The organism is Pantoea agglomerans (assembly GCF_021397715.1).
GTDB lineage: Bacteria > Pseudomonadota > Gammaproteobacteria > Enterobacterales > Enterobacteriaceae > Pantoea > Pantoea astica.
Genome location: NZ_CP090207.1, coordinates 1,006,301 through 1,028,024, shown reverse-complemented (window position 1 = coordinate 1,028,024; position 21,724 = coordinate 1,006,301). Strand labels below are relative to the sequence as shown.

22 protein-coding genes, 5 tRNA genes and 1 other annotated feature are annotated in these 21,724 nt (G+C 53.3%); of the genes, 7 read left to right on the top strand and 20 right to left on the bottom strand.

What is annotated here, in order from left to right; translation table 11 throughout:
• Position 1: 1 nt before the first annotated feature.
• Complete coding sequence (gene yfiH, locus LZU96_RS04990) at positions 2–730, bottom strand: purine nucleoside phosphorylase YfiH (protein WP_233987316.1); 729 nt, start codon at positions 728–730, stop codon at positions 2–4.
• Positions 730–1,707 carry a 23S rRNA pseudouridine(1911/1915/1917) synthase RluD gene (gene rluD, locus LZU96_RS04985; RefSeq protein ID WP_233987315.1) on the bottom strand — a complete coding sequence of 326 codons (978 nt, stop codon included), beginning with the start codon at positions 1,705–1,707 and terminating at the stop codon, positions 730–732. Before rluD ends, yfiH begins: the two co-directional genes overlap by 1 nt.
• 130 nt (positions 1,708–1,837) lie before the next feature.
• On the opposite strand from rluD, the gene bamD reads away from it, so the two are divergent.
• From bamD to pheA, 4 genes are all read left to right on the top strand, one after another.
• On the top strand, positions 1,838–2,569 hold the full coding sequence (gene bamD, locus LZU96_RS04980) for an outer membrane protein assembly factor BamD (RefSeq protein ID WP_233987314.1): 732 nt from the start codon (positions 1,838–1,840) through the stop codon (positions 2,567–2,569).
• A gap of 278 nt (positions 2,570–2,847) precedes the next feature.
• Positions 2,848–3,183: a ribosome-associated translation inhibitor RaiA gene (raiA, locus tag LZU96_RS04975; RefSeq protein ID WP_233987313.1), complete on the top strand. Its 336-nt coding sequence runs from the start codon at positions 2,848–2,850 to the stop codon at positions 3,181–3,183.
• 87 nt (positions 3,184–3,270) lie between these two features.
• Positions 3,271–3,395, top strand: a sequence feature (Phe leader region).
• Positions 3,272–3,319 (top strand): pheA operon leader peptide PheL, encoded by a 48-nt coding sequence (gene pheL, locus LZU96_RS04970; RefSeq protein WP_193387678.1) that lies wholly within the window; start codon positions 3,272–3,274, stop codon positions 3,317–3,319. (Overlaps the previous feature by 48 nt.)
• Before the next feature lie 22 nt (positions 3,396–3,417).
• A complete protein-coding gene (gene pheA, locus LZU96_RS04965; protein WP_233987312.1) occupies positions 3,418–4,581 on the top strand; it encodes a bifunctional chorismate mutase/prephenate dehydratase in 1,164 nt (387 codons plus the stop codon).
• Between the two features lie 51 nt (positions 4,582–4,632).
• Here the strand turns inward: pheA and tyrA are convergent, their stop codons facing one another.
• Together tyrA and LZU96_RS04955 are read right to left on the bottom strand one after the other, a co-directional pair.
• Positions 4,633–5,754 (bottom strand): bifunctional chorismate mutase/prephenate dehydrogenase, encoded by a 1,122-nt coding sequence (gene tyrA, locus LZU96_RS04960; protein WP_233987311.1) that lies wholly within the window; start codon positions 5,752–5,754, stop codon positions 4,633–4,635.
• 5 nt (positions 5,755–5,759) lie between these two features.
• A complete protein-coding gene (locus LZU96_RS04955) occupies positions 5,760–6,839 on the bottom strand; it encodes a 3-deoxy-7-phosphoheptulonate synthase (RefSeq protein WP_031374780.1) in 1,080 nt (359 codons plus the stop codon).
• Positions 6,840–7,127: 288 nt separating this feature from the next.
• Here LZU96_RS04955 and LZU96_RS04950 point away from each other — a divergent pair, with 288 nt between their 5' ends.
• Entirely contained in the window at positions 7,128–7,685 is a 558-nt protein-coding gene (locus LZU96_RS04950) for a GNAT family N-acetyltransferase (protein ID WP_233987310.1), read from the top strand.
• A 76-nt stretch (positions 7,686–7,761) separates the two neighbouring features.
• Here the strand turns inward: LZU96_RS04950 and rplS are convergent, their stop codons facing one another.
• The 5 genes from rplS to ffh all read right to left on the bottom strand — a co-directional run bounded on the left by rplS (position 7,762) and on the right by ffh (position 11,270).
• Complete coding sequence (rplS, locus tag LZU96_RS04945; protein ID WP_031374778.1) at positions 7,762–8,109, bottom strand: 50S ribosomal protein L19; 348 nt, start codon at positions 8,107–8,109, stop codon at positions 7,762–7,764.
• Positions 8,110–8,151: 42 nt separating this feature from the next.
• Positions 8,152–8,916 (bottom strand): tRNA (guanosine(37)-N1)-methyltransferase TrmD, encoded by a 765-nt coding sequence (gene trmD, locus LZU96_RS04940; protein ID WP_094121076.1) that lies wholly within the window; start codon positions 8,914–8,916, stop codon positions 8,152–8,154.
• Between the two features lie 35 nt (positions 8,917–8,951).
• Positions 8,952–9,500 (bottom strand): ribosome maturation factor RimM, encoded by a 549-nt coding sequence (gene rimM, locus LZU96_RS04935; protein ID WP_233987309.1) that lies wholly within the window; start codon positions 9,498–9,500, stop codon positions 8,952–8,954.
• An 18-nt stretch (positions 9,501–9,518) separates the two neighbouring features.
• Complete coding sequence (gene rpsP / locus LZU96_RS04930) at positions 9,519–9,767, bottom strand: 30S ribosomal protein S16 (RefSeq protein ID WP_003849041.1); 249 nt, start codon at positions 9,765–9,767, stop codon at positions 9,519–9,521.
• 141 nt (positions 9,768–9,908) lie between these two features.
• Entirely contained in the window at positions 9,909–11,270 is a 1,362-nt protein-coding gene (gene ffh / locus LZU96_RS04925) for a signal recognition particle protein (protein WP_233987308.1), read from the bottom strand.
• Between the two features lie 165 nt (positions 11,271–11,435).
• On the opposite strand from ffh, the gene LZU96_RS04920 reads away from it, so the two are divergent.
• Complete coding sequence (locus LZU96_RS04920) at positions 11,436–12,236, top strand: cytochrome C assembly family protein (RefSeq protein ID WP_233987307.1); 801 nt, start codon at positions 11,436–11,438, stop codon at positions 12,234–12,236.
• Positions 12,237–12,251: 15 nt separating this feature from the next.
• Positions 12,252–13,538, top strand: coding sequence for an HlyC/CorC family transporter (locus LZU96_RS04915; protein ID WP_233987306.1), 1,287 nt, complete (start codon positions 12,252–12,254; stop codon positions 13,536–13,538).
• 56 nt (positions 13,539–13,594) lie between these two features.
• On the opposite strand, the gene luxS is transcribed toward LZU96_RS04915, so the two are convergent.
• The 11 genes from luxS to alaS all read right to left on the bottom strand — a co-directional run bounded on the left by luxS (position 13,595) and on the right by alaS (position 21,719).
• Positions 13,595–14,110: an S-ribosylhomocysteine lyase gene (luxS, locus tag LZU96_RS04910; RefSeq protein ID WP_094121081.1), complete on the bottom strand. Its 516-nt coding sequence runs from the start codon at positions 14,108–14,110 to the stop codon at positions 13,595–13,597.
• A 151-nt stretch (positions 14,111–14,261) separates the two neighbouring features.
• Complete coding sequence (gshA, locus tag LZU96_RS04905; protein WP_233987305.1) at positions 14,262–15,869, bottom strand: glutamate--cysteine ligase; 1,608 nt, start codon at positions 15,867–15,869, stop codon at positions 14,262–14,264.
• 31 nt (positions 15,870–15,900) lie between these two features.
• On the bottom strand, positions 15,901–16,329 hold the full coding sequence (locus LZU96_RS04900) for a YqaA family protein (RefSeq protein WP_233987304.1): 429 nt from the start codon (positions 16,327–16,329) through the stop codon (positions 15,901–15,903).
• Positions 16,326–16,892, bottom strand: coding sequence for a fructose-1-phosphate/6-phosphogluconate phosphatase (gene yqaB, locus LZU96_RS04895; protein WP_233987303.1), 567 nt, complete (start codon positions 16,890–16,892; stop codon positions 16,326–16,328). Before yqaB ends, LZU96_RS04900 begins: the two co-directional genes overlap by 4 nt.
• A gap of 468 nt (positions 16,893–17,360) precedes the next feature.
• A tRNA-Arg gene (locus tag LZU96_RS04890) sits at positions 17,361–17,437 on the bottom strand.
• A 191-nt stretch (positions 17,438–17,628) separates the two neighbouring features.
• A tRNA-Arg gene (locus tag LZU96_RS04885) sits at positions 17,629–17,705 on the bottom strand.
• A 192-nt stretch (positions 17,706–17,897) separates the two neighbouring features.
• Positions 17,898–17,974 (bottom strand) — tRNA-Arg (locus LZU96_RS04880).
• A gap of 219 nt (positions 17,975–18,193) precedes the next feature.
• Positions 18,194–18,270 (bottom strand) — tRNA-Arg (locus LZU96_RS04875).
• Positions 18,271–18,278: 8 nt separating this feature from the next.
• A tRNA-Ser gene (locus tag LZU96_RS04870) sits at positions 18,279–18,371 on the bottom strand.
• A 284-nt stretch (positions 18,372–18,655) separates the two neighbouring features.
• Complete coding sequence (csrA, locus tag LZU96_RS04865) at positions 18,656–18,841, bottom strand: carbon storage regulator CsrA (protein WP_008927091.1); 186 nt, start codon at positions 18,839–18,841, stop codon at positions 18,656–18,658.
• A gap of 250 nt (positions 18,842–19,091) precedes the next feature.
• Complete coding sequence (gene alaS, locus LZU96_RS04860) at positions 19,092–21,719, bottom strand: alanine--tRNA ligase (RefSeq protein WP_233987302.1); 2,628 nt, start codon at positions 21,717–21,719, stop codon at positions 19,092–19,094.
• Positions 21,720–21,724: the final 5 nt, after the last annotated feature.

Sequence of the window (21,724 nt, the reverse complement as noted above, 5' to 3'; positions counted from 1 at the left end):
GTTATAACAGCCAGATCAAAGTTGCCATACGCCCGGTGATCCCATCGCGGCGGAAAGAGAAGAAATCGTCGCCTTCCGTGAAGGTGCAACGGCTGTCAGCAGTGATGGATTGTACGCCTGCGGCCCGCAGACGAAGACGCGCCAGTTGCCCGATATCGGCATAAAACTTCTCACCTGAAGGACGAAATGCCTCTGCCGCGCGCGGGTCCTGTGCCATAAACGCATGACGCACCTCCGCACCGACCTCAAACGCATCCGGCCCAATCGCCGGTCCCAGCCAGGCGTGAATCTGGTGCGGCGGCGATCGGAACTGCGCCAGGGTATTTTCCAGTACTCCGGCACAGAGCCCGCGCCAGCCAGCATGTGCTGCAGCAACCTCGTTACCGTCTGCTGAACAGAACAGCACCGGCAGACAGTCAGCCGTCATGACTGCACAGACCACGCCACTCTCCGAGGTAATACAGGCATCAGCACGCAGCGGCAGCGTGCCATTCGATGTCAGACGCGCCACATCGGTGGCATGCACCTGCTCCAGCCATTGCGGCATCGCCGGCAGACCCGCCTGTTCAACCAGGCGTTGCCGGTTCTGTGCAACGTGCTCTGGCTTATCCCCCACATGCCCGCCGAGATTAAGTGCATCCCAAGGCGCCAGGCTGACGCCACCCTGCCGCTGCGTCGAGCAAGCCCGGACGCGCGCCGGGGCCGGCCATTGAGGAATAATCATCTGCATCACCAGTCCATCTGGTCCTTGAAGGCCTCAGTATCCGCCTTCAGCGCTGCAATCAGATCGACCATATCCTGCGGAATGGCTGCATGAAATTCCATCTCGATCCCGCTGATGGGATGATACAGACGCAACATGGTGGCGTGCAGCGCCTGACGATCGAAACCACGCAGGGTCGCAATGAACGCATCCGATGCGCCTTTCGGCGGACGTGGGCGACCGCCGTAAAGCGGATCACCCACCAGCGGATGGTTGATGTGCGACATATGCACACGGATCTGGTGAGTACGACCGGTTTCCAGACGCAGACGCAGACGGGTGTGCGCGCGGAAATGCTCCATGATGCGGTAATGCGTCACCGCCGGTTTACCCATTGGGTGCACCGCCATGTGGGTACGCTTGGTCGAGTGGCGGCTGATAGGTTCATCAACCGTGCCGCCCGCCGTCATGTTGCCAATCGCTACCGCTTCATATTCACGGGTGATCTCACGCCTCTGCAGCGATTCCACCAGGTGCGTCTGAGCCGGTACGGTCTTCGCCACCACCATTAAACCGGTGGTATCTTTATCCAGGCGGTGAACGATGCCGGCGCGCGGCACATCCATAATTGCCGGATAGTGGTGAAGTAAGGCATTTAATACGGTACCGTCCGGATTACCAGCGCCGGGATGAACGACAAAGTCACGCGGCTTGTTGATGACAATAATGTCTTCATCTTCATAAACGATGTCGAGTGGCAGAGCCTGCGGTTCCCAGCGCTGCTCTTCTTCGATCTCAGCGTTAATGGCGACCAGCTCGCCGCCCAACACTTTTTCTTTCGGTGTATCAACCATGACGCCGTTTACGGTGACGCGACGATCGAGGATCCATTCTTTTATGCGAGAACGTGAATAATCAGGGAACAATTCCGCCAAAGATTGATCTAAGCGTTGTCCGAGTTGTGATTCGGATACCGTTGCGGTGAGTTGAACTTGTTGTGCCATATACAGCTTCTTCGTTAACGTTGGGTTTTCACGGCGATGCCGTTTAATATAATGTGCTATCGTACCTGGTCATTACCGGGAGCTATACGGACAGCTTCCGCCATAACATTTTGAGGATAATCACTTCGTCATGACGCGTATGAAACATCTGGTGGCTGCTGCCACACTGAGCCTGGCCCTTGTGGGTTGTTCCGGCTCTAATGACGCGGTACCGGACAGCCCGCCTTCTGAAATTTATGCTACAGCGCAGCAAAAGCTGCAGGACGGTAACTTTAAAGCCGCGATTAAGCAACTGGAAGCGCTGGATAATCGTTATCCGTTCGGTCCTTATTCGCAGCAGGTTCAGCTGGATTTAATCTACGCGTACTATAAAAATGCCGATCTGCCCCTGGCGCAGGCTGCCATTGCCCGCTTTATGCGCCTGAATCCGACGCATCCGAACATTGACTATGTCATCTACATGAAAGGTCTGACGGATATGGCGCTGGATGACTCGGCGCTGCAGGGCTTCTTTGGTATCGATCGGTCTGACCGCGATCCGACGCACGCTCGTGATGCTTTCCGCGACTTCTCTCAGCTGCTGCGCGGTTACCCGAACAGCCAGTATGCGGCTGATGCTCAGAAACGTCTGGTCTACCTGAAAGATCGTCTGGCCAAATATGAGCTCTCAGTGGCGCAATTCTATACTAAGCGTGAGGCTTATGTCGCGGTTGTTAACCGGGTAGAAGGCATGATGCGCGATTATCCGGATACCCAGGCGACACACGATGCGCTGCCGTTGATGGAAAATGCTTACCGGAATCTGCAGCTGAACGCTGAAGCAGATAAAGTGGCGAAAATCATTGCAGCGAACAGTCACTGATCGTCTGTTGATTGTCGGCGATAAAAAAGCAGCCTGAATGGGCTGCTTTTTTTTGCTTATTAGCTGGCCAGTTATAGAAATTTGCCGGCAAGTAAACTCATCAAGAATGCCGCGAGAATCGCTTCGCTTCAAGGCTTTTCGGCCACATTCTCTGCCTTTCTCACAAATTGTCTGGCTTGACAAAAAGTGACATTTTTTCGTGATCAAAATCACGCAATTAACCCTTTATCGCGCTATGCTGGACTTACCAAGACGGAAATGACAGAGAGGTAAGATTGATGATCCTGAACATTACCAGCAAACAAATGGAAATCACTGCAGCTATCCGCAGCCATGTTGAAGACCGTCTCGCCAAGCTTGAAAAATGGCAAACCGACCTGATTAATCCCCATATTGTCCTGTCCAAAGAACCCAAAGAATTTGTGGCTGATGCCACGATTAATACGCCGAACGGGACGCTGGTGGCCAGTGCCAAACACGAAGATATGTACACCGCTATCAATGACCTGATCGCCAAGCTCGAGCGCCAGCTAAATAAAGTACAGCATAAATCGGAAGCGCGCCGTGCCAGTGCCAGCGTCAAAGACATCATCCCCGCCGACGAACAATCCTGATTGGTTAACGCGCCTGCGGGCGCGTTTTTTATTGACAGCTTTTAACCAGTACGGTTACTCTCAAAGCACTCCCTTTACGGACATACCTATGAAACATGACCTGTTTTTCTTCGCTTTCTTTTTTACCTTCCCCTGAACGGGAGGCCATTCGTCGTGTGAAAACGAAAGCGAAGACGAACAACAAAGCCTCCCAACCGGGAGGCTTTTTTATTGGACAGCTTACAGGTGAGCCTTATGAATCCCGACAATCCACTGCTGGCGCTACGCGATAAAATCAGCGCAGTTGATAAAAAACTCCTGACACTTTTAGCGGAACGCCGCCTGCTGGCAGTGGAAGTTGCGCAGGCCAAACTGGCCACCCACCGCCCGATTCGCGATGTTGAACGTGAGCGCGCGCTGCTGGAAAACCTGATTGTGCTGGGCAAAGCGCATAATCTGGATGCGCACTACATCACCCGGTTATTTCAGCTGGTGATTGAAGACTCGGTATTGACCCAGCAAGCCCTGTTGCAAAAAAATCTTAATCATCCTCATGCCCATGCGGCCCGTATCGCCTTCCTCGGTCCCAAGGGCTCTTATTCGCATCTGGCGGCGCGTAAATATGCCGCCCGTCATTTCGATAACATGGTTGAATGCGGTTGCCTGAAGTTCCACGATATCATCAAGCAGGTGGAGAACGGTGCGGCAGATTACGCGGTGATGCCTATAGAGAACACCAGTTCTGGCTCAATCAATGACGTCTACGATTTGCTGCAGCAGACCAGCTTATCGATCGTTGGGGAGATGACGCTGCCCATTGACCACTGCGTGCTGGTCAATGGCCCGACTGATCTGACGCAGATTGAGACGGTGTACAGCCATCCTCAGCCGTTCCAGCAGTGCAGCCAGTTCATTAACCGATTCCCGCACTGGAAAATTGAATATACCGAAAGCACCGCAGCGGCCATGGAGAAAGTGGCGGCGCTTAACTCACCGAAGGTGGCGGCGCTGGGCAGTGAAGCCGGTGGCGAGCTCTATCAGCTACAGGTGCTGGAGCGCAACCTGGCGAATCAGCAGCAAAACCATACCCGCTTTATTGTGCTGGCCCGCAAAGCCATCGAGGTTTCTGATCAGGTACCCGCCAAAACGACGCTGATCATGGCAACCGGTCAGCAGGCGGGTGCGCTGGTCGATGCCTTACTGGTGCTGCGCCAGCATAATCTGATCATGAGCAAGCTGGAGTCGCGTCCGATAAACGGCAATCCCTGGGAAGAGATGTTTTATATTGATGTTCAGGGCAACCTGCAGTCGGAAAGAATGCAGCAGGCGCTGCAGGAGTTGCAGACTATGACCCGTTCACTGAAGGTGCTGGGCTGTTATCCCAGTGAGAATGTGGTGCCGGTGGAACCGGGCGAGTAGACAAAAAAGGCATCCCGCGGGATGCCTTGTTGTTTCTGGACGGCTGCTGTTTTAAGGGCGACTGTCGTTCGCCGAGCGCAATAAGCTACGGCTTTCAACCAGGAAGCGTTTCGCGTGATCGCCAAACCAGTGCTCGACCCGGTTGAAGCTGGCGATAAACGCCTGCTTATCCCCCTGTTCCAGCAAGGCAATCGCCTCACCGAAGCGCTGATAATAACGCTTAATCAGCGCCAGGTTGCTCTCTGACGACATGATAATGTCAGCATAGAGCTGCGGGTCCTGGGCAAATAATCGTCCGACCATCGCCAGCTCAAGCCGGTAGATAGGTGACGACAGCGCCAGCAGCTGATCGAGGTTCACGTTCTCTTCCGCTAAATGCAGGCCGTAAGCAAAGGTCGCGAAGTGACGTAATGCCTGGATGAACGCCATATTCTGATCGTGCTCAACCGCACTGATACGGTGTAAGCGCGCGCCCCAGACCTGAATCTGCTCCAGAAACCACTGATACGCTTCAGGCTGACGACCATCACACCAGACCACCACCTGTTTTGCCAGGCTACCGCTGTCCGGACCAAACATCGGATGCAGGCCCAGCACCGGACCATTATGCGCCGCCAGCATCGCCTGCAAAGGTCGGTTCTTCACTGACGCCAGATCGACCAGGATACAATCCTCTGGCAGCGGCGGCAGTTGGGCAATCACCTGCTCGGTTAAGTGAATCGGTACGCTGATGATCACCATACCGGCATCGCTGAGTAAACTCTCCGCCTGTGGCCAGTCTTCTTTATCCAGCGTTTTCACCGTATAGCCCGACAGCCGCAGCATTTTCTCAAACAGCCGCCCCATCTGCCCATTACCGCCGACAATCACTACCGGACGCAGTTCAGGACACAACGTTTTGAAGCCTTTGTCGTTCTCGCTGGTATAGGACTCGCGCATCACCCGACGCAGCACATCCTCAATCAGGTCCGGCGGTACGCCGAGCGCTTCAGCTTCTTTACGGCGCGAGGCCAGCATTGAGGCCTCACGCTCAGGGACATAAATCGGCAGTCCATAACGGCTCTTGACTTCGCCTACTTCGGCGACCAGTTCAAGCCGTCTGGCCAGCAGGTCGAGCAGCGCCTTATCGACACTATCAATTTGATCGCGTAACGCGCTTAATTCAGCCACCATTGCTCTTACACCTCGTGTGACAGACGCGCCGACAGCACTCCCTGCAGATCCTGATGCATCTCACGCAGCAACGTTTCGGTGACGTCCCAGTTGATGCAGGCATCGGTGACGGAAACGCCATACTTCATTTCACTGCGTGGCTGCTCAGAAGACTGGTTACCTTCATTGATGTGGCTTTCCAGCATCAAACCAATAATTGAACGGTTTCCATCTTTGATCTGGGCAATAGCGGATTCCGCTACGCCAGGCTGACGGCGGTAGTCTTTATTAGAGTTACCATGGCTGCAATCTATCATTAAGGCTGGACGCAGTCCCGCCTTGAGCATCTCTTTTTCACATTGCGTAACATCTTCCGGACCGTAGTTAGGCGCTTTACCTCCGCGCAGAATCACGTGCCCATCAGGGTTTCCCTGTGTCTGTAACAGACAAACCTGCCCGGCCTGATTGATGCCAACAAAGCGGTGTGGCATTGACGCCGCGCGCATCGCGTTAATCGCGGTACCCAGACTGCCGTCGGTGCCATTTTTGAAGCCCACTGGCATTGACAGACCCGAGGCCATTTCACGGTGCGTCTGCGATTCGGTGGTGCGTGCGCCGATGGCAGACCAGCTGAACAGATCGCCGAGGTACTGCGGGCTGTTAGGGTCCAGCGCTTCTGTCGCCAGCGGTAACCCCATCTCAACCAGATTCACCAGCAGCTTACGGGCAATATGCAGGCCCGCTTCCATATCGAAGGAGTTATCCATGTAGGGATCGTTGATCAACCCTTTCCAGCCGACGGTGGTACGGGGTTTTTCAAAGTAGACGCGCATGACGAGATACAGCTGATCCTTCAACTGTTCAGAGAGGGTTTGCAAACGACGAGCATAATCCAGAGCCGCTTCGGTATCGTGGATTGAACAAGGTCCGCATACCACCAGCAGGCGCGGATCGCGGCCGGCAATGATGTCGGAGATAGTCTGACGAGAGGCAGCAACCTGAGCCTGTTGCTCAGCGGTCAGCGGAAATTTTGCTTTCAGCTCTTCCGGGGTAATCAGTACCTGTTCGTCGGCGATATGCACATTGTTCAGCGCGTCTTTTTGCATGGTGGCGATCCTTTTTGCTCGTATATGCGGTCATGGGATCCTCATGGAGGATGCAGCACACTGTATCACAGGGAATACATAACACAACATCAGGCGTACACTTTTATTACCAGTAAAATTGATCGGCGTGAGGTAAATTATTAAAACACTTATTAAACAAGTAATTACTAGATCATTACAGCAAGACCACATAAAACAAAGTGTACATATATATTTACATCATTGAGCATTGTTTTCCTTCTCGTCGCTGTCAGAATAAAAATCAACCATGATCATTATGAGCGAGCCATGACGCAGACCGGTACCCACCTTCGCCTCCGCCCTTTCACGCTTAACGATATCGCTGCGTTTACTGAAGCAGTTAACGCCTCGCTGGATAGTTTGTTGCCGTGGATGGCCTGGGCGCACGCGAATTATCAGCCGCATGAAGCGGAGAGCTGGATACGCTTTACCCACTGGCAACGCCTGAAAGGTGAAGCAGAAGAGTTTGCGATTGTGGATCAGCGCGACCGGATACTGGGCGGCGCAGGGATTCGGTTCGCCCGTCATCCTGGCGATTTCAGCGCCCTGGGTTATTGGGTACGCAGCGATGCACAGCGTCAGGGTATCGCCAGCCGCGCCGTGATTGCGTTGCTGTCGCTAGGCTTCTCCCGTCCTGAAACGCGCGGCATAGAGATTCTGGCGGCGGAAGACAACCTGGCCAGTCGGGCAGTGGCGGAGAAATGTGGTGGTGAGTTTATTGGCTGCCGCTACGGGCTGATTGTGCTGGAGAGCGGGCCGGTAAATAGCGCGATTTATCATTTTCAGCGACCTGATGCCACAGGTTCGTCGCCATCGACCGGATGATAAGATAAAAAAAGGGGCTGGCTTCACGCCAACCCCTTGTTTGCTATTAACTTTTAGATGTCGCGTTAGCGATACCTTAGTTAAGACGCTCTTTAATACGAGCAGACTTACCAGTACGCTCACGCAGGTAGTACAGTTTGGCTTTACGCACAGCGCCACGACGTTTGACAGTGATGCTGTCAATTACAGGTGAGTGAGTCTGGAATACACGCTCAACGCCTTCGCCGTTAGAAATTTTGCGAACAGTGAATGCAGAGTGCAGACCGCGGTTACGAATAGCGATAACCACGCCCTCGAATGCCTGCAGACGTTTTTTAGAACCTTCAACGACCCATACTTTCACTTCCACGGAATCACCCGGGCGGAAGGAAGGTACGTCCTGTTTCATCTGCTCTTGTTCAATTTGCTTGATAATGTTGCTCATAATTAAATCTCATATCCTGGGTAAACTGATAGTCGGGGAAGATCACTCTTCCACATCATCGTTTTGTTGCTGGTGAAATTCCCGCTGGAACTCACTTAGCAACCTTGCTTGCTCTTCAGTCAGAGCCAGGTTTTCCAGAAGTTCAGGTCTTCTTAGCCAGGTACGGCCTAGCGACTGCTTCAGGCGCCAACGGCGAATATCAGCATGGTTGCCTGACAGTAATACTGCCGGAACCTCCACGCCGTCTAACACTTCAGGTCGGGTATAGTGCGGACAGTCCAGCAGCCCATCAGAGAACGAGTCCTCGTCGGCTGACGCCTGCTTGCCGAGCACGCCGGGAATAAACCGGGCGACCGCGTCAATCATCGTCATCGCTGGCAGTTCCCCGCCGCTGAGAACGTAATCACCAATTGACCATTCTTCATCAATTTCGGCGTGTATTACGCGCTCATCTATCCCTTCATAACGGCCACAGACCAGAATTAACTTGTCCCGTGCCGCCAGTTCGCAAACGCCCTGTTGGTCCAGTTTGCGCCCCTGAGGTGAAAGATATATCACCCTGGCCCCATCACCTGCCGCTGCTTTCGCTGCGGAGATAGCATCCCGTAAGGGTTGTACCATCATCAGCATTCCCGGTCCGCCGCCGTAAGGACGATCATCCACGGTACGGTGCCGGTCGTGCGTGAAGTCACGAGGACTCCAGCTTTGAATGCTGAGCAGACCGTTTTTTACTGCCCGGCCAGTTACCCCGTAATCGGTAATAGCGCGAAACATTTCTGGAAACAGGCTAATTACACCAATCCACATTGTCTTCGCCGTTACGTTACCGTTCGATTCGGAGATCAAAAACCAGGATCCCAATCTACTTCAATGACGCCAGTAGAGAGATCGACTTTCCTGATAACCTGTTCATCAAGAAACGGAATTAACCGCTCCTGCACACCGAATGCATCCTTCAGGTTTGCCTTAACGACGAGAACGTCGTTCGAGCCGGTTTCCATCATATCGATGACTTTGCCCATCTCGTAGCCGTCGAGGTTAACCACCTGGCAACCCATAAGGTCTTTCCAGTAGTAGTCGCCCTCTTCCAGCGATGGCAACTGCGTCGAGTCAACCTGAATTTCGCAATTGGTTAACTGAGCCGCCGCATCCCGATCGTCAACGCCTTTGACTTTGATGATCAGGTCCTGATTGTGGTGCTTCCAACCCTCCAGTTCGATCTGCTGCCATTGACCGGCGCGCTGGATAAACCAGGGTTGGTAGTCGAAGATGCTTTCAGCGTCTTCAGTGGAGGAAAACACTTTGAGCCAGCCGCGAATACCGTAGGCGGCTCCCATTTTACCCAACACCAGCGGGTTAACAGGAGGCTGTGCGGCAAGTTGTCTGCTCATGCTTACCACCGTGACAGATTAAGCTGCTTTCTTAGCTTCTTTGACCAGCGCGTTAACGCGGTCAGAAAGCGTTGCGCCCTGGCCAACCCAGTGCTCGATACGATCCAGATCCAGACGCAGACCTTCAGCCTGACCAGATGCGATCGGGTTGAAGAAACCAACGCGCTCGATGAAACGACCGTTGCGTGCATTGCGGCTGTCAGTAACGACGACCTGATAGAACGGACGCTTTTTAGCGCCGTGACGTGCCAAACGAATTGTTACCATAACATCCTCTTCAGTTAATAAAACACCCGGCCCCCATCGAGGAACGGGGTCCGGGTGCTGTATAAAAAGCTCGAAAATTTTACTCATTTTGGCGCAAAAAGCAACCTAAACCGCGTCTTTTCGGGCTTTTTTGTGGAACACTTAGCGTCCAGGGAAACCTGGCGGCATCATACCTTTCATGCCGCGCATCATTTTCGCCATTCCGCCCTTCTTCATTTTCTTCATCATACGCTGCATGTCGTCGAACTGCTTGAGTAAGCGGTTAACGTCCTGCACCTGCATACCCGAGCCGGTTGCAATGCGGCGCTTGCGCGAGCCTTTGATGATTTCTGGCTTCTGGCGCTCTTTGCGGGTCATCGAGTTGATGATCGCCTCCATGCGCACCAGCACTTTATCATCCATCTGTGACTTCACGTTATCCGGCAACTGCCCCATGCCAGGCAGTTTGCCCATCAGGCTGGCCATCCCGCCCATGTTGCGCATCTGCTTCAGCTGCTCAAGGAAGTCATTAAGATCGAAACCGTCACCGGTTTTCAGTTTCTTCGCCAGCTTTTCCGCCTGCTCGCGGTCAACCTTGCTTTCAATATCTTCGATCAGCGACAGCACATCGCCCATGCCAAGGATACGTGAGGCGATACGCTCCGGGTAGAACGGCTCCAGGGCTTCAGTCTTCTCACCCACACCCATGAACTTAATCGGCTTGCCGGTGATATGACGAATCGACAGCGCCGCACCACCGCGTGCATCACCATCCACTTTGGTCAGGATAACCCCGGTGAGCGGCAGTGCTTCGTTAAAGGCTTTGGCCGTGTTCGCCGCATCCTGACCGGTCATGGCATCGACCACAAACAGGGTTTCTACCGGATTAATCGCAGCGTGAACCTGTTTGATTTCGTCCATCATCGCTTCGTCTACGTGCAGACGACCCGCGGTATCCACCAGCAGCACATCGTAGAACTTCAGGCGCGCTTCGCGCAGCGCATTGTTTACGATGTCGACCGGCTTCTGGCTCAGATCGGACGGGCAGAAGTCAACGCCGACCTGTTGCGCCAGCGTTTCCAGCTGTTTGATCGCCGCCGGACGATAGACGTCGGCAGAAACCACTAATACTTTCTTTTTGTGCTTTTCACGCAGGAATTTACCCAGCTTACCGACGCTGGTGGTTTTACCCGCACCCTGCAGACCCGCCATCAACACCACGGCCGGTGGCTGCGCCGCCAGATCCAGTGCGTTGTTTTCTGCACCCATCGCCGTAACCAGTTCGTTACGGACAATCTTGATGAACTCCTGACCTGGCGTCAGACTCTTATTCACATCGTGCCCGACCGCGCTTTCTTTCACGCGATTAATGAAGTCACGCACTACCGGCAGCGCAACGTCAGCCTCAAGCAGTGCCATGCGAACTTCACGCAGGGTCTCTTTGATGTTCTCTTCAGTCAGCCTTCCGCGGCCGCTGATATTTTTCAGGGTTTGCGATAAACGATCGGTTAAATTATCAAACATGGTCTCTCACTTAAAAAGATCGCGAGGCGCCTGATCGGCAGAATGCGGCGGATTATAACACGAAGGCGCAGCGATCTCTGCAATTGCCCCTGAGATCGTTTGGTGCCAGCTGCCGCTGGCGCTATACTGCCGTTTTCCTTATCTGACTGATACCCGAAAGGATCTATGTTCGTTTTCGCGATAGTGGCGCTGTTAGCCTACTCCCTAAGTCTTGCACTGATCGTTCCCAGCCTGTTGAAACGTAACGGTGGCTGGCGTCGAATGGCGATGCTCTCTGCCTGCGTGGCGTTGATTACGCACGCGGTGGCCTTGCAGCAACGTATTTTTGCCGTCGATAGCGGACAGAATTTCAGCCTGCTGAATATCGGCTCACTGGTCAGTCTGTTGATCTGCGCCATCATGACCATTGTGGCGTCCCGCAACCGTGGCTGGTTACTGCTGCCGATTGTTTATAGTTTCGCGCTGATCAACCTCGCCTTTGCCACTTTTGTGCCCAATGCGTTTATCACCCATCTGGAAACCACGCCAGGCATGATGATTCATATCGGTCTGTCGCTGTTCGCCTACGCTACGCTGATCATTGCGGCACTCTATGCGCTGCAGCTGGCGTGGATTGATTACCAGCTGAAAAACAAACGGCTGGCCTTTACCCAGGATATGCCGCCGCTGCTGACGATTGAGCGCAAGATGTTTCACATCACGCAGGTCGGCGTGGTGCTGCTGACGCTGGTACTCTGTACCGGCCTGTTTTACATGCAGGATCTTTTCAGCGCGGAAAACGTCGATAAAGCGGTGCTCTCGATCATCGCCTGGTTTGTGTATATCGTTTTGCTGTGGGGACACTATCATGAAGGTTGGCGTGGGCGTCGTGTGGTGTGGTTTAACTGCAGCGGCGCGTTGTTGTTAACCATGGCCTACTTTGGCAGTCGCATCTTACAGCACCTGCTTATCCCTACCTCTCGTTAAAAAGGAAGTTCTGCGTTGGAACATGTTTCAACCACCACGCTGATTGTTACGCTGATCATCATGGTGCTGGTTTCGGCTTATTTTTCTGGCTCCGAAACCGGCATGATGACCCTCAATCGCTACAAGCTGCGCCATCAGGCTAAAAATGGCCACCGCGCTGCCCGTCGCGTCGAAAAATTGCTGCGTCGCCCTGACCGCTTGATCAGCCTGGTGCTGATCGGCAATAACCTGGTCAATATCCTGGCCTCTGCCCTCAGCACCATCGTCGGGATGCGCCTCTACGGCGATGCCGGCGTCGCTATCGCCACCGGCGTGCTGACCTTCGTGGTGCTGGTGTTTGCCGAAGTGTTACCAAAAACCATCGCAGCGCTCTATCCGGAGAAGGTCGCCTATCCCAGTAGTTTCCTGCTGGGTCCGCTGCAGTACGTTATGTTGCCGCTGGTCTGGTTGCTGAACACCATTACCCGGCTGCTGATGCGGCTGGTCGGCATTCGCACCGATGGCTCGGTCAACTCCGCGCTGAGCAAAGAAGAGCTGCGCACCATCGTTTACGAGTCACGTAATCTGATATCACGCCGTAATCAGGACATGCTGCTATCGGTGCTCGATCTGGAGAAGGTCAGCGTGGATGACATCATGGTGCCGCGCAATGAGATCGTCGGTATTAACATCAACGATGACTGGAAGTCGGTGGTGCGTCAGTTAAGTCATTCGCCGCACGGTCGCATCGTGCTGTTCCGTGATTCGCTGGACGACTGCGTCGGGATGCTGCGGGTGCGTGAAGCCTGGCGCATGATGACCGAGAAAAAAGAGTTCACCAAAGAGACACTGCTGCGTGCTGCGGATGAGATCTACTACATCCCGGAAGGCACACCGCTTAACACCCAACTGGTGAAGTTCCAGCGTAACAAGAAGAAAGCCGGCCTGGTGGTGGATGAGTATGGCGACATCAAAGGACTGGTGACGATAGAGGATATTCTGGAAGAGATCGTGGGTGATTTTACCACCTCGATGTCACCGTCGCTGGCTGAAGAAGTGATGCCGCAGAATGATGGCTCGGTGCTGGTTGAAGGCAGCGCCAACGTGCGTGAAATCAACAAGGCGTTTAACTGGCATCTGCCAGAGCAGGAGGCCCGCACCATCAATGGCATGCTGCTGGAGGTGCTGGAAGAGATCCCTCAGACAAAGACCCGGGTGCAAATCAGTCAGTACAATATCGATATTCTTGATGTGCAGGACAACATGATCAAGCAGGTCCGCATCACGCCCGCCACGCCGCTGAAAAAGTCCGTCGGTTCATAAATCCCACAAAAAACGCCGCGATAATCGCGGCGTTTCTCTTCGCTGATAAGTTCTGACTAGATGTGCAGTTCTTTCAGCTTTTCAGCAGGCAGTTTCAGATCATCGTTGTGGTTAACACCGATCTCATGTGCCAGCACATTGCGGGCGATCTGCTGCGCTTCTTCCAGCGAGTGCAGCTTGTAGCTGCCGCACTGGTATTCGTTCAGCTCAGGGATCTGGTTCTGATCTTTTACTTTCAGAACATCTTCCATCGCCCCTTTCCACGCTTTTGCGACGCGCTGCTCGTCAGGCGTACCAATCAGGCTCATGTAGAAGCCAGTACGGCAACCCATTGGCGAGATATCCACGATTTCCACGCCGTCACCGTTCAGATGGTTACGCATGAAACCGGCAAACAGGTGCTCCAGCGTATGAATGCCACGCTCAGTGAGGATATCAATGTTCGGGCGGCAAAAACGCAGGTCAAAAACGGTAATCGTATCGCCATGCGGAGTCTTCATGGTTTTCGCAACGCGTACGGCGGGAGCGGCCATGATAGTGTGATCAACGGTAAAACTGTCCAGTAGTGGCATACGTCACCTCCTGTTTTAAGAATTTTTTTTTGAAACGATGAAACTTTTCTGTTCGCCCAACGTCTGAATATATGAAAGACGCGCATTTGTTATCATCATCCCTGACAACAGAGATGTTAATTTGGCCACATTGATGTGGCCTTTTTCTTTTCTACCCTTCCCGGCTCGCCAGATAGGCTTCAAAATCCAGCTTATCCTCTGCTTCAAGCGCCTGCTGCGCCGCCACCGATTCTTTCGCCTGACGGCTGAAATCCTCTTCGGTCAACACTTCCAGCGGCTCTTCGCACAGCAGATGACGATACTGCTCTGCTAACGCCACGCCGGTACCGGTCACACCATTGTCCTTCATTGCCTGAAGGATGCGCGCCGAATAGGTTAGCTCAGGATCGTCGAACGATGCCACCAGTTGATCGCAAACTTGTTGATATTGCGTGCTGCCCTGGTTGTTGCTGTCTAAAACTTCCGCGACCCGACGCAGATCGGCAAACAGAGTTTTACCCACTTCAACCAGCGAATGTTCCGCTTCACCACAGCCCACCGCGATTTTCTGATCGGGCTTGCGCCCTTCCAGCACCACGCGATTCCAGTTCTTACGGGTACACTGCAGCTCGTCTGCGCTCATTTCCGGCGCGTCAGCCAGGGTACACCAGATCAGGAACAGGTCGAGGAAGCGAACCTGATTCTCGTCCACACCAATCGCTGAGAACGGGTTAATATCCAGCGAGCGCACTTCGATATACTCAATACCGCCACGCAGCAGCGCGTCAGAAGGCGCTTCACCTGAGCGCGTGACGCGCTTTGGCCGAATCGGTGCATAGAGCTCATTTTCAATCTGCAGTACGTTGGTATTGAGCTGGAGCCAGTTGCCGTCGGCATCTTTGGTGCCCATCTCAGCAAACTCTTCTGACGGGGTCTTGATCGCTTTCTTCAGCGCCGTGACATAACCTTCCAGTGAGTTAAAGGTAATGCCCAGCGAGCTCTGGGATTTGTTGGTGTAGCCTAAATCACTCAGACGCAGCGAGGTGGCATAAGGCAGCCACATCGTATCTTTATCATTGGTTTCAAACGGCAGCGCGCTCTCGCGGCCCTGCAGGAAACTGGAGCTGATGGCAGGCGACGCCCCAAACAGATAAGGGATCACCCAGCCAAAACGGTAATAGTTGCGGATCAGTCGCAGATAGCCGGCAGAGATGGTCTCTTTACCGCTTTCCTGATCTTTCACATCGGCCCACTCCTGCCAGAAAGAGAGCGGCAGCGAGAAGTTATAGTGAATGCCGGAGATGGTCTGCATCAGCGCGCCGTAACGGTTTTTCAGCCCTTCACGGTACAGGGTTTTCATCTGGCCTATATTCGATTTACCGTACTGCGCCAGTTCAATCTTGTTCGCATCGTCAATCTCGCACGGCATGCTGAAGGGCCACATACGCTCTTCGCCGAGTTCACGGGCGACATGACGATGAATATCACGCAGGAATGCCAGCATGTGATCAATGCTGTGATCCACTGGCGTAATGAACTCCAGCAGCGTTTCGGCAAAATCGGTGGTAATCCAGTCATGCTTCAGCGCCGAACCCAGTGATTCGGGATGGCCGCTTTCCGCCAGTTTACCGTCTGCCTGCACGCGCAACGTTTCACGTTCGATGCCACGGCCGATACCCTTGAGGGCATCAGGATGCGCTTCCAGCCAGGAGAGCGCTTTAGATACGTCCGGGATCACATTAACCTCCCGCTGTGAGAATAATTTATTTTTGTTCAGCATAATGTTAACCGTAGCCTCGAATCTGTGCGAATCAATGCCACCATTGCATTCCCTGTAAAGTGGCGGTCGCGATAACGATATAACGCAGTGTTTTACCGACAGCGAGAAACAACATCGCAGGTAACCAGGCGAAGCGTAACCAGCCCGCAAGCACGCAGAGCAGATCACCTACCACCGGCAACCAGCTGAATAACAGTGCTGCAGGACCCAATCGGTGCAACCACGTCATTGCTGTGTCATGCCATCGCCCCTGACGTTTTAACGGCAGCAAGCGACCAAGAAAAATGTTGGTTAAGCCGCCCAAGGTGTTCCCCAGTGATGCGGCCAAAAGCAACCCGTAAACTGACGTCTTTTTTGCAATTAATAGTGCTACCAGCAGTACTTCAGAGCTTCCCGGCAGGAGCGTCGCACTTAAAAAACTGCTGCCAAACAGTGAGGCATAAGCGAGCGAGTCACTCACAGTAAGCGGACGTCCACGACATCCATTCCTGCCGCTTTCGCCGCCTGAACCCCAAAATCTGCATCTTCAAAAACGATACAGCGCTCTGGTGCCACGCCCATCAGCTCGGCGCAGCGTAAGAAGGTATCCGGTTCAGGTTTGTGCCGCTGTACGTCATCAGCACCGACAACCGCGGAGAACAGCTCACGTACGCCCAGCTGGGTCAGTAACGCATCCGCCATGCTGTGTTCGCTGCCGGTACCCACCGCCATAGGACGACGGCCGTGGTACGCCTTCACCACTTCCATCAGCGGGAGCGGCTGAACATTTTCCAGCAGCATCGCTTTCACAGCGGCGGTCTTTTCAGCGGCAAGAAGATGAGGATCGTGAGACGACTGGTTGGTTTCGATGATGAACTGCGCCAGTCGCCAGGTCGGAGCACCATTAAAGCCAACAATACGCGCTTCATCCAGCGTCATTCCGTAACGCGCCAGTACCTGACGCCACGCTTTTCGATGTGTCGGCTCAGTATCGAGAATCGTGCCGTCCATATCGAAAATCAGGGCGTCGTATTGATCGTACATTGTCACTCCGGACCTCCTGTAAATGAGACATTACTTTAGCCTAATGTGCACAGGTTGTCGCCAGGGTGGATGAACAGCAAATGCTTTGAAAGCATTAGCAATTTTTCTTTTCAGATAAAGGTGATCGCCTGCGACCGGCAATAACAGTACGAAATTGCTGCGTTTTTTACATTCTGGTGACCAACGTCGATCGCCAGACATTAATGAAACGCGAACAACAGAAAACCGGATTCGAACATTAACAATCAGAGCAGAGAGAGATCAGACAGGATTTCAGCAGGTGCAATAAAGCGATGACGTAACGGAGAGAACATGGGGAGAAGTAAAAAAGAAATGCAGAGGGTGCTTCGGGGAGGATGACTCAGCTTTCGCTTCGAGAGTCGTTGCTGAAGCAACGTTGTCATCCTTAGTGCAGTCTGACGATTTTCACGCTATGACACACTGAGACGCTTTCCCTATCCGAAGATATGGTGCATCCAGGAGGATTCGAACCTCCGACCGCTCGGTTCGTAGCCGAGTACTCTATCCAGCTGAGCTATGGATGCATTGGGGAATAACTTTTTTATGGGCTTACAGAAATTAACCTGGGAATGATACTAAGAATGGTCTGTCCGGGAGGATGACTCAGCTTGCGCTTCGCCCTGCGGGCCGTTGCTGAAACAACGTTATCCTCCTTAGTGCAGTCTGACGATTTTCACGCTATGACACACTGAGGCGCTTTCCCTATCCGAAGATATGGTGCATCCAGGAGGATTCGAACCTCCGACCGCTCGGTTCGTAGCCGAGTACTCTATCCAGCTGAGCTATGGATGCATTGGGGAATAACTTTTTTATGGACTTACAGAAATCAACCTGGGAATGATACGAAGAATGGTGCATCCAGGAGGATTACTCAGCTTGCGCTTCGCCCTGCGGGCCGTTGCTGAAGCAACGTTATCCTCCTTAGTGCAGCCTGACGATTTTCACGCTATGACACACTGAGGCACTTAACCATATCCGAAGATATGGTGCATCCAGGAGGATTCGAACCTCCGACCGCTCGGTTCGTAGCCGAGTACTCTATCCAGCTGAGCTATGGATGCATTGGTTTAATTCTTGTACAACGCAGGGTGCTAACTACTCACCATGAAAGGAATTGCTAGTTCACTTTACTTCTTTTATTCCGAATGGTGCATCCAGGAGGATGACTCAGCTTGCGCTTCGCCCTGCGGGCCGTTGCTGAAGCAACGTTATCCTCCTTAGTGCGCCCTGAACGCTAATGCGTCATGTCACACCGAGGCACTTCTCCATATTCGAAAATATGGTGCATCCAGGAGGATTCGAACCTCCGACCGCTCGGTTCGTAGCCGAGTACTCTATCCAGCTGAGCTATGGATGCATCGGAAATGGCGGTGAGGGAGGGATTCGAACCCTCGATACAGCTTTTGACCGTATACTCCCTTAGCAGGGGAGCGCCTTCAGCCTCTCGGCCACCTCACCTTACGCGTTCTTCCGAACTGCGCCGCTGAACTTTGTTTCCGCTCATCGGCACTGCGTGGCGCACATATTACTTTCCCGGACTTTTAAGTCAAACAATTTTTCCGAAACTTTGTTTGATTGAGCAAATCACACACAATTGGGACAAAATGGCGACAAAAAGAGTGAATTATCAACAATGAAAGATGATGGAGTTAACAAAAAAGGGGATAAGCGGGAGAAAAGAAAAAGGCAGGTTTTACGCAAAAAGCGGTAGCGCCTCGCACAAGTGCGAGACGCTGAATCCGTTAAACGCTGGTTTGTTGCGTTTTTTCAGCCTGGATGCGTTGATAGATCTCTTCGCGATGCACAGACACTTCTTTCGGAGCGTTAACCCCGATGCGAACCTGGTTACCTTTAACACCCAGCACCGTTACAGTCACCTCATCACCGATCATGAGGGTTTCACCAACTCGACGAGTTAGAATAAGCATTCTTTGCTCCTTGAAAGATTAAAAGAGTCGGGCTTGTACAGGCTCCCGGCATTATCCATCATTTAACGCTGCACAATGAGTATGAGAAATACACCAATGCACATCGATGCGCTAATACATTCTGCTGATAGTTAGTTTAGCCGAAATACACTACATCAACCTGACTTTGTCATTTGCTGCTTTAACATCCTATTAAAAAGCGCCGGAACAACCGTTCTGACGCTTTATACGATGCCTTGTTTTAATTCACTTACAGACGGCTGCTGACCCAGTCCTCAACCCCTGCTAAAGCGCCTTTGAGAGCACCCGCATCGGTTCCGCCAGCCTGCGCCATATCCGGGCGACCACCGCCTTTTCCACCGACCTGCTGCGCCAGACCCGCAATCAGTTCACCGGCTTTAACCCGATCGGTCAGATCTTTGGTCACACCTGCGATCAACGACACTTTACCTTCCGCCACCGTTGCTAACACGATGATGGCAGAGCCAAGCTGGTTTTTCAGGTCATCGACCATGGTGCGCAACATTTTCGGCTCGACATTACTCAGCTCACTGACCAGCAGCTTCACCCCTTTTACATCGATGGCATTGCTGCTCAGTGACGCACTTTCCTGCGCAGCTTGCTGATCGCGCAGCTGCTGTAACTCTTTCTCCAGCGCCCGTACGTGATCAACCAGACCGCGTACTTTCTCATTCAGGTTGCTGCTGTTGGCTTTCACCAGCTGCGCCAGATCCTGTAGCTGGCTGCTCTGGGCGTTAACCTGCGCCAGCGCACCTTCACCAGTAATCGCTTCAATACGACGAATACCGGCTGCAGTCCCTGACTCCGCCTGAATGCGGAACAGGCCGATGTCGCCGGTACGTGCCGCGTGAGTCCCGCCGCACAGCTCAACTGAGAAATCACCCATGGTCAGCACGCGCACGCGCTGATCGTATTTCTCACCAAACAGCGCCATGGCACCTTTGGACTTCGCCGCTTCAAGATCCATCACTTCAGTTTCCACCGGCAAGTTGCGGCGAATCTGCGCGTTGACGATATCTTCGACCTGACGAATCTCCTGAGGTTTCATCGCTTCGAAATGCGAGAAGTCGAAACGCAGGTACTTGTCGTTAACCAGTGACCCTTTCTGCGCTACATGATCACCCAGGACCTGACGCAGTGCGGCATGTAATAAGTGAGTAGCGGAGTGGTTCAGACGGATACGCGCCCGGCGTGCCGCATCAACTACAGCCTCAAGGCGATCGCCGATACGTAATTGCCCTGACGTCAGCTTACCGATATGACCGATCGCCTGACCATATTTTTGTGTATCCTGCACGCTAAATTCAGCATTCTTCCCTGTCAGCACGCCGGTATCACCCACCTGGCCGCCTGATTCACCGTAGAATGGCGTTTCATCCAGCACCACAACCGCGTCCTGACCGGCGGTGACTTCATTTACCGCCTCGCCCGCCACGTAGAGAGCTTTCACCGTAGCCGCTAAATCGAGCTGGTCATAACCTTTGAAAGAAGACGCCGCATCGATACGAATAACGTTGCTGTAATCCGCCCCGAAACCACTCGCTTCACGTGCACGCTGGCGCTGTTGTTCCATCGCCTGCTCAAAGCCCGCTTCGTCAATCTTCAGGTTGCGCTCGCGGCAAACATCTGCCGTCAGGTCAGCCGGGAAGCCAAAGGTGTCATACAGACGGAACACCGTTTCGCCATCCAGCGTATCGCCCTGCAGTTTCGCCAGCTCTTCATCCAGCAGCGCTAAGCCACGCTCCAGCGTCTTAGCGAACTGCTCTTCTTCGCTTTTCAGTACCTGCTCAACCTGAGCCTGCTGACGCTGTAACTCTTCACCGGCCGCTCCCATCACCTCAACCAGTGGCGCGACCAGCTTATAGAAGAACGCATCTTTCGCACCCAGCATGTTGCCATGACGTACGGCGCGACGAATGATGCGACGCAGCACGTAGCCGCGGTTCTCATTCGACGGGATCACCCCATCGGCAATCAGGAAGGCGCAGGAACGAATGTGGTCAGCAATCACGCGCAGTGATTTGTTGCTGAGATCGGTCGCACCGGTCACCTGCGCAACTGCCTGAATCAGTTTCTGGAACAGGTCAATTTCATAGTTAGAGTTGACGTGCTGCAGCACGGCAGAAATGCGCTCAAGGCCCATACCGGTATCAACCGACGGTTTCGGCAGCGGCAGCATGGTGCCATCCGCCTGACGATTGAACTGCATAAAGACGATGTTCCAGATCTCTATGTAGCGGTCGCCATCCTCTTCCGGGCTGCCCGGCGGTCCACCCCAGATGTGATCGCCGTGATCGTAGAAAATCTCGCTGCAGGGACCACAAGGACCGGTATCGCCCATCTGCCAGAAGTTATCTGACGCGTAAGCACCGCCTTTGTTGTCGCCGATACGAATAATGCGCTCGTGCGGCACGCCAATCTCGTTGGCCCAGATGGCGTAAGCCTCGTCATCGGTCTCATATATCGTGACCCACAGACGCTCTTTTGGCAGGCCGAACCACTGCTCGCTCGTCAACAGTTCCCAGGCAAAAGCAATGGCCTCTTTCTTGAAGTAGTCACCGAAGCTGAAATTGCCCAGCATTTCAAAGAAAGTGTGGTGACGTGCGGTGTAGCCGACATTTTCAAGATCGTTGTGTTTACCGCCGGCACGCACGCAGCGTTGTGAGGTGGTCGCGCGCGAATAATCACGCTTGTCCTGGCCGAGGAACACATCTTTGAACTGGTTCATTCCGGCGTTGGTAAACAGCAACGTCGGATCGTTATTCGGTACGAGGGAGCTGCTGGTTACAACCTGATGTCCCTTGCTATGAAAAAAGTCGAGAAACGCTTGACGGATCTCAGCAGTGCTCTTGCTCATATATA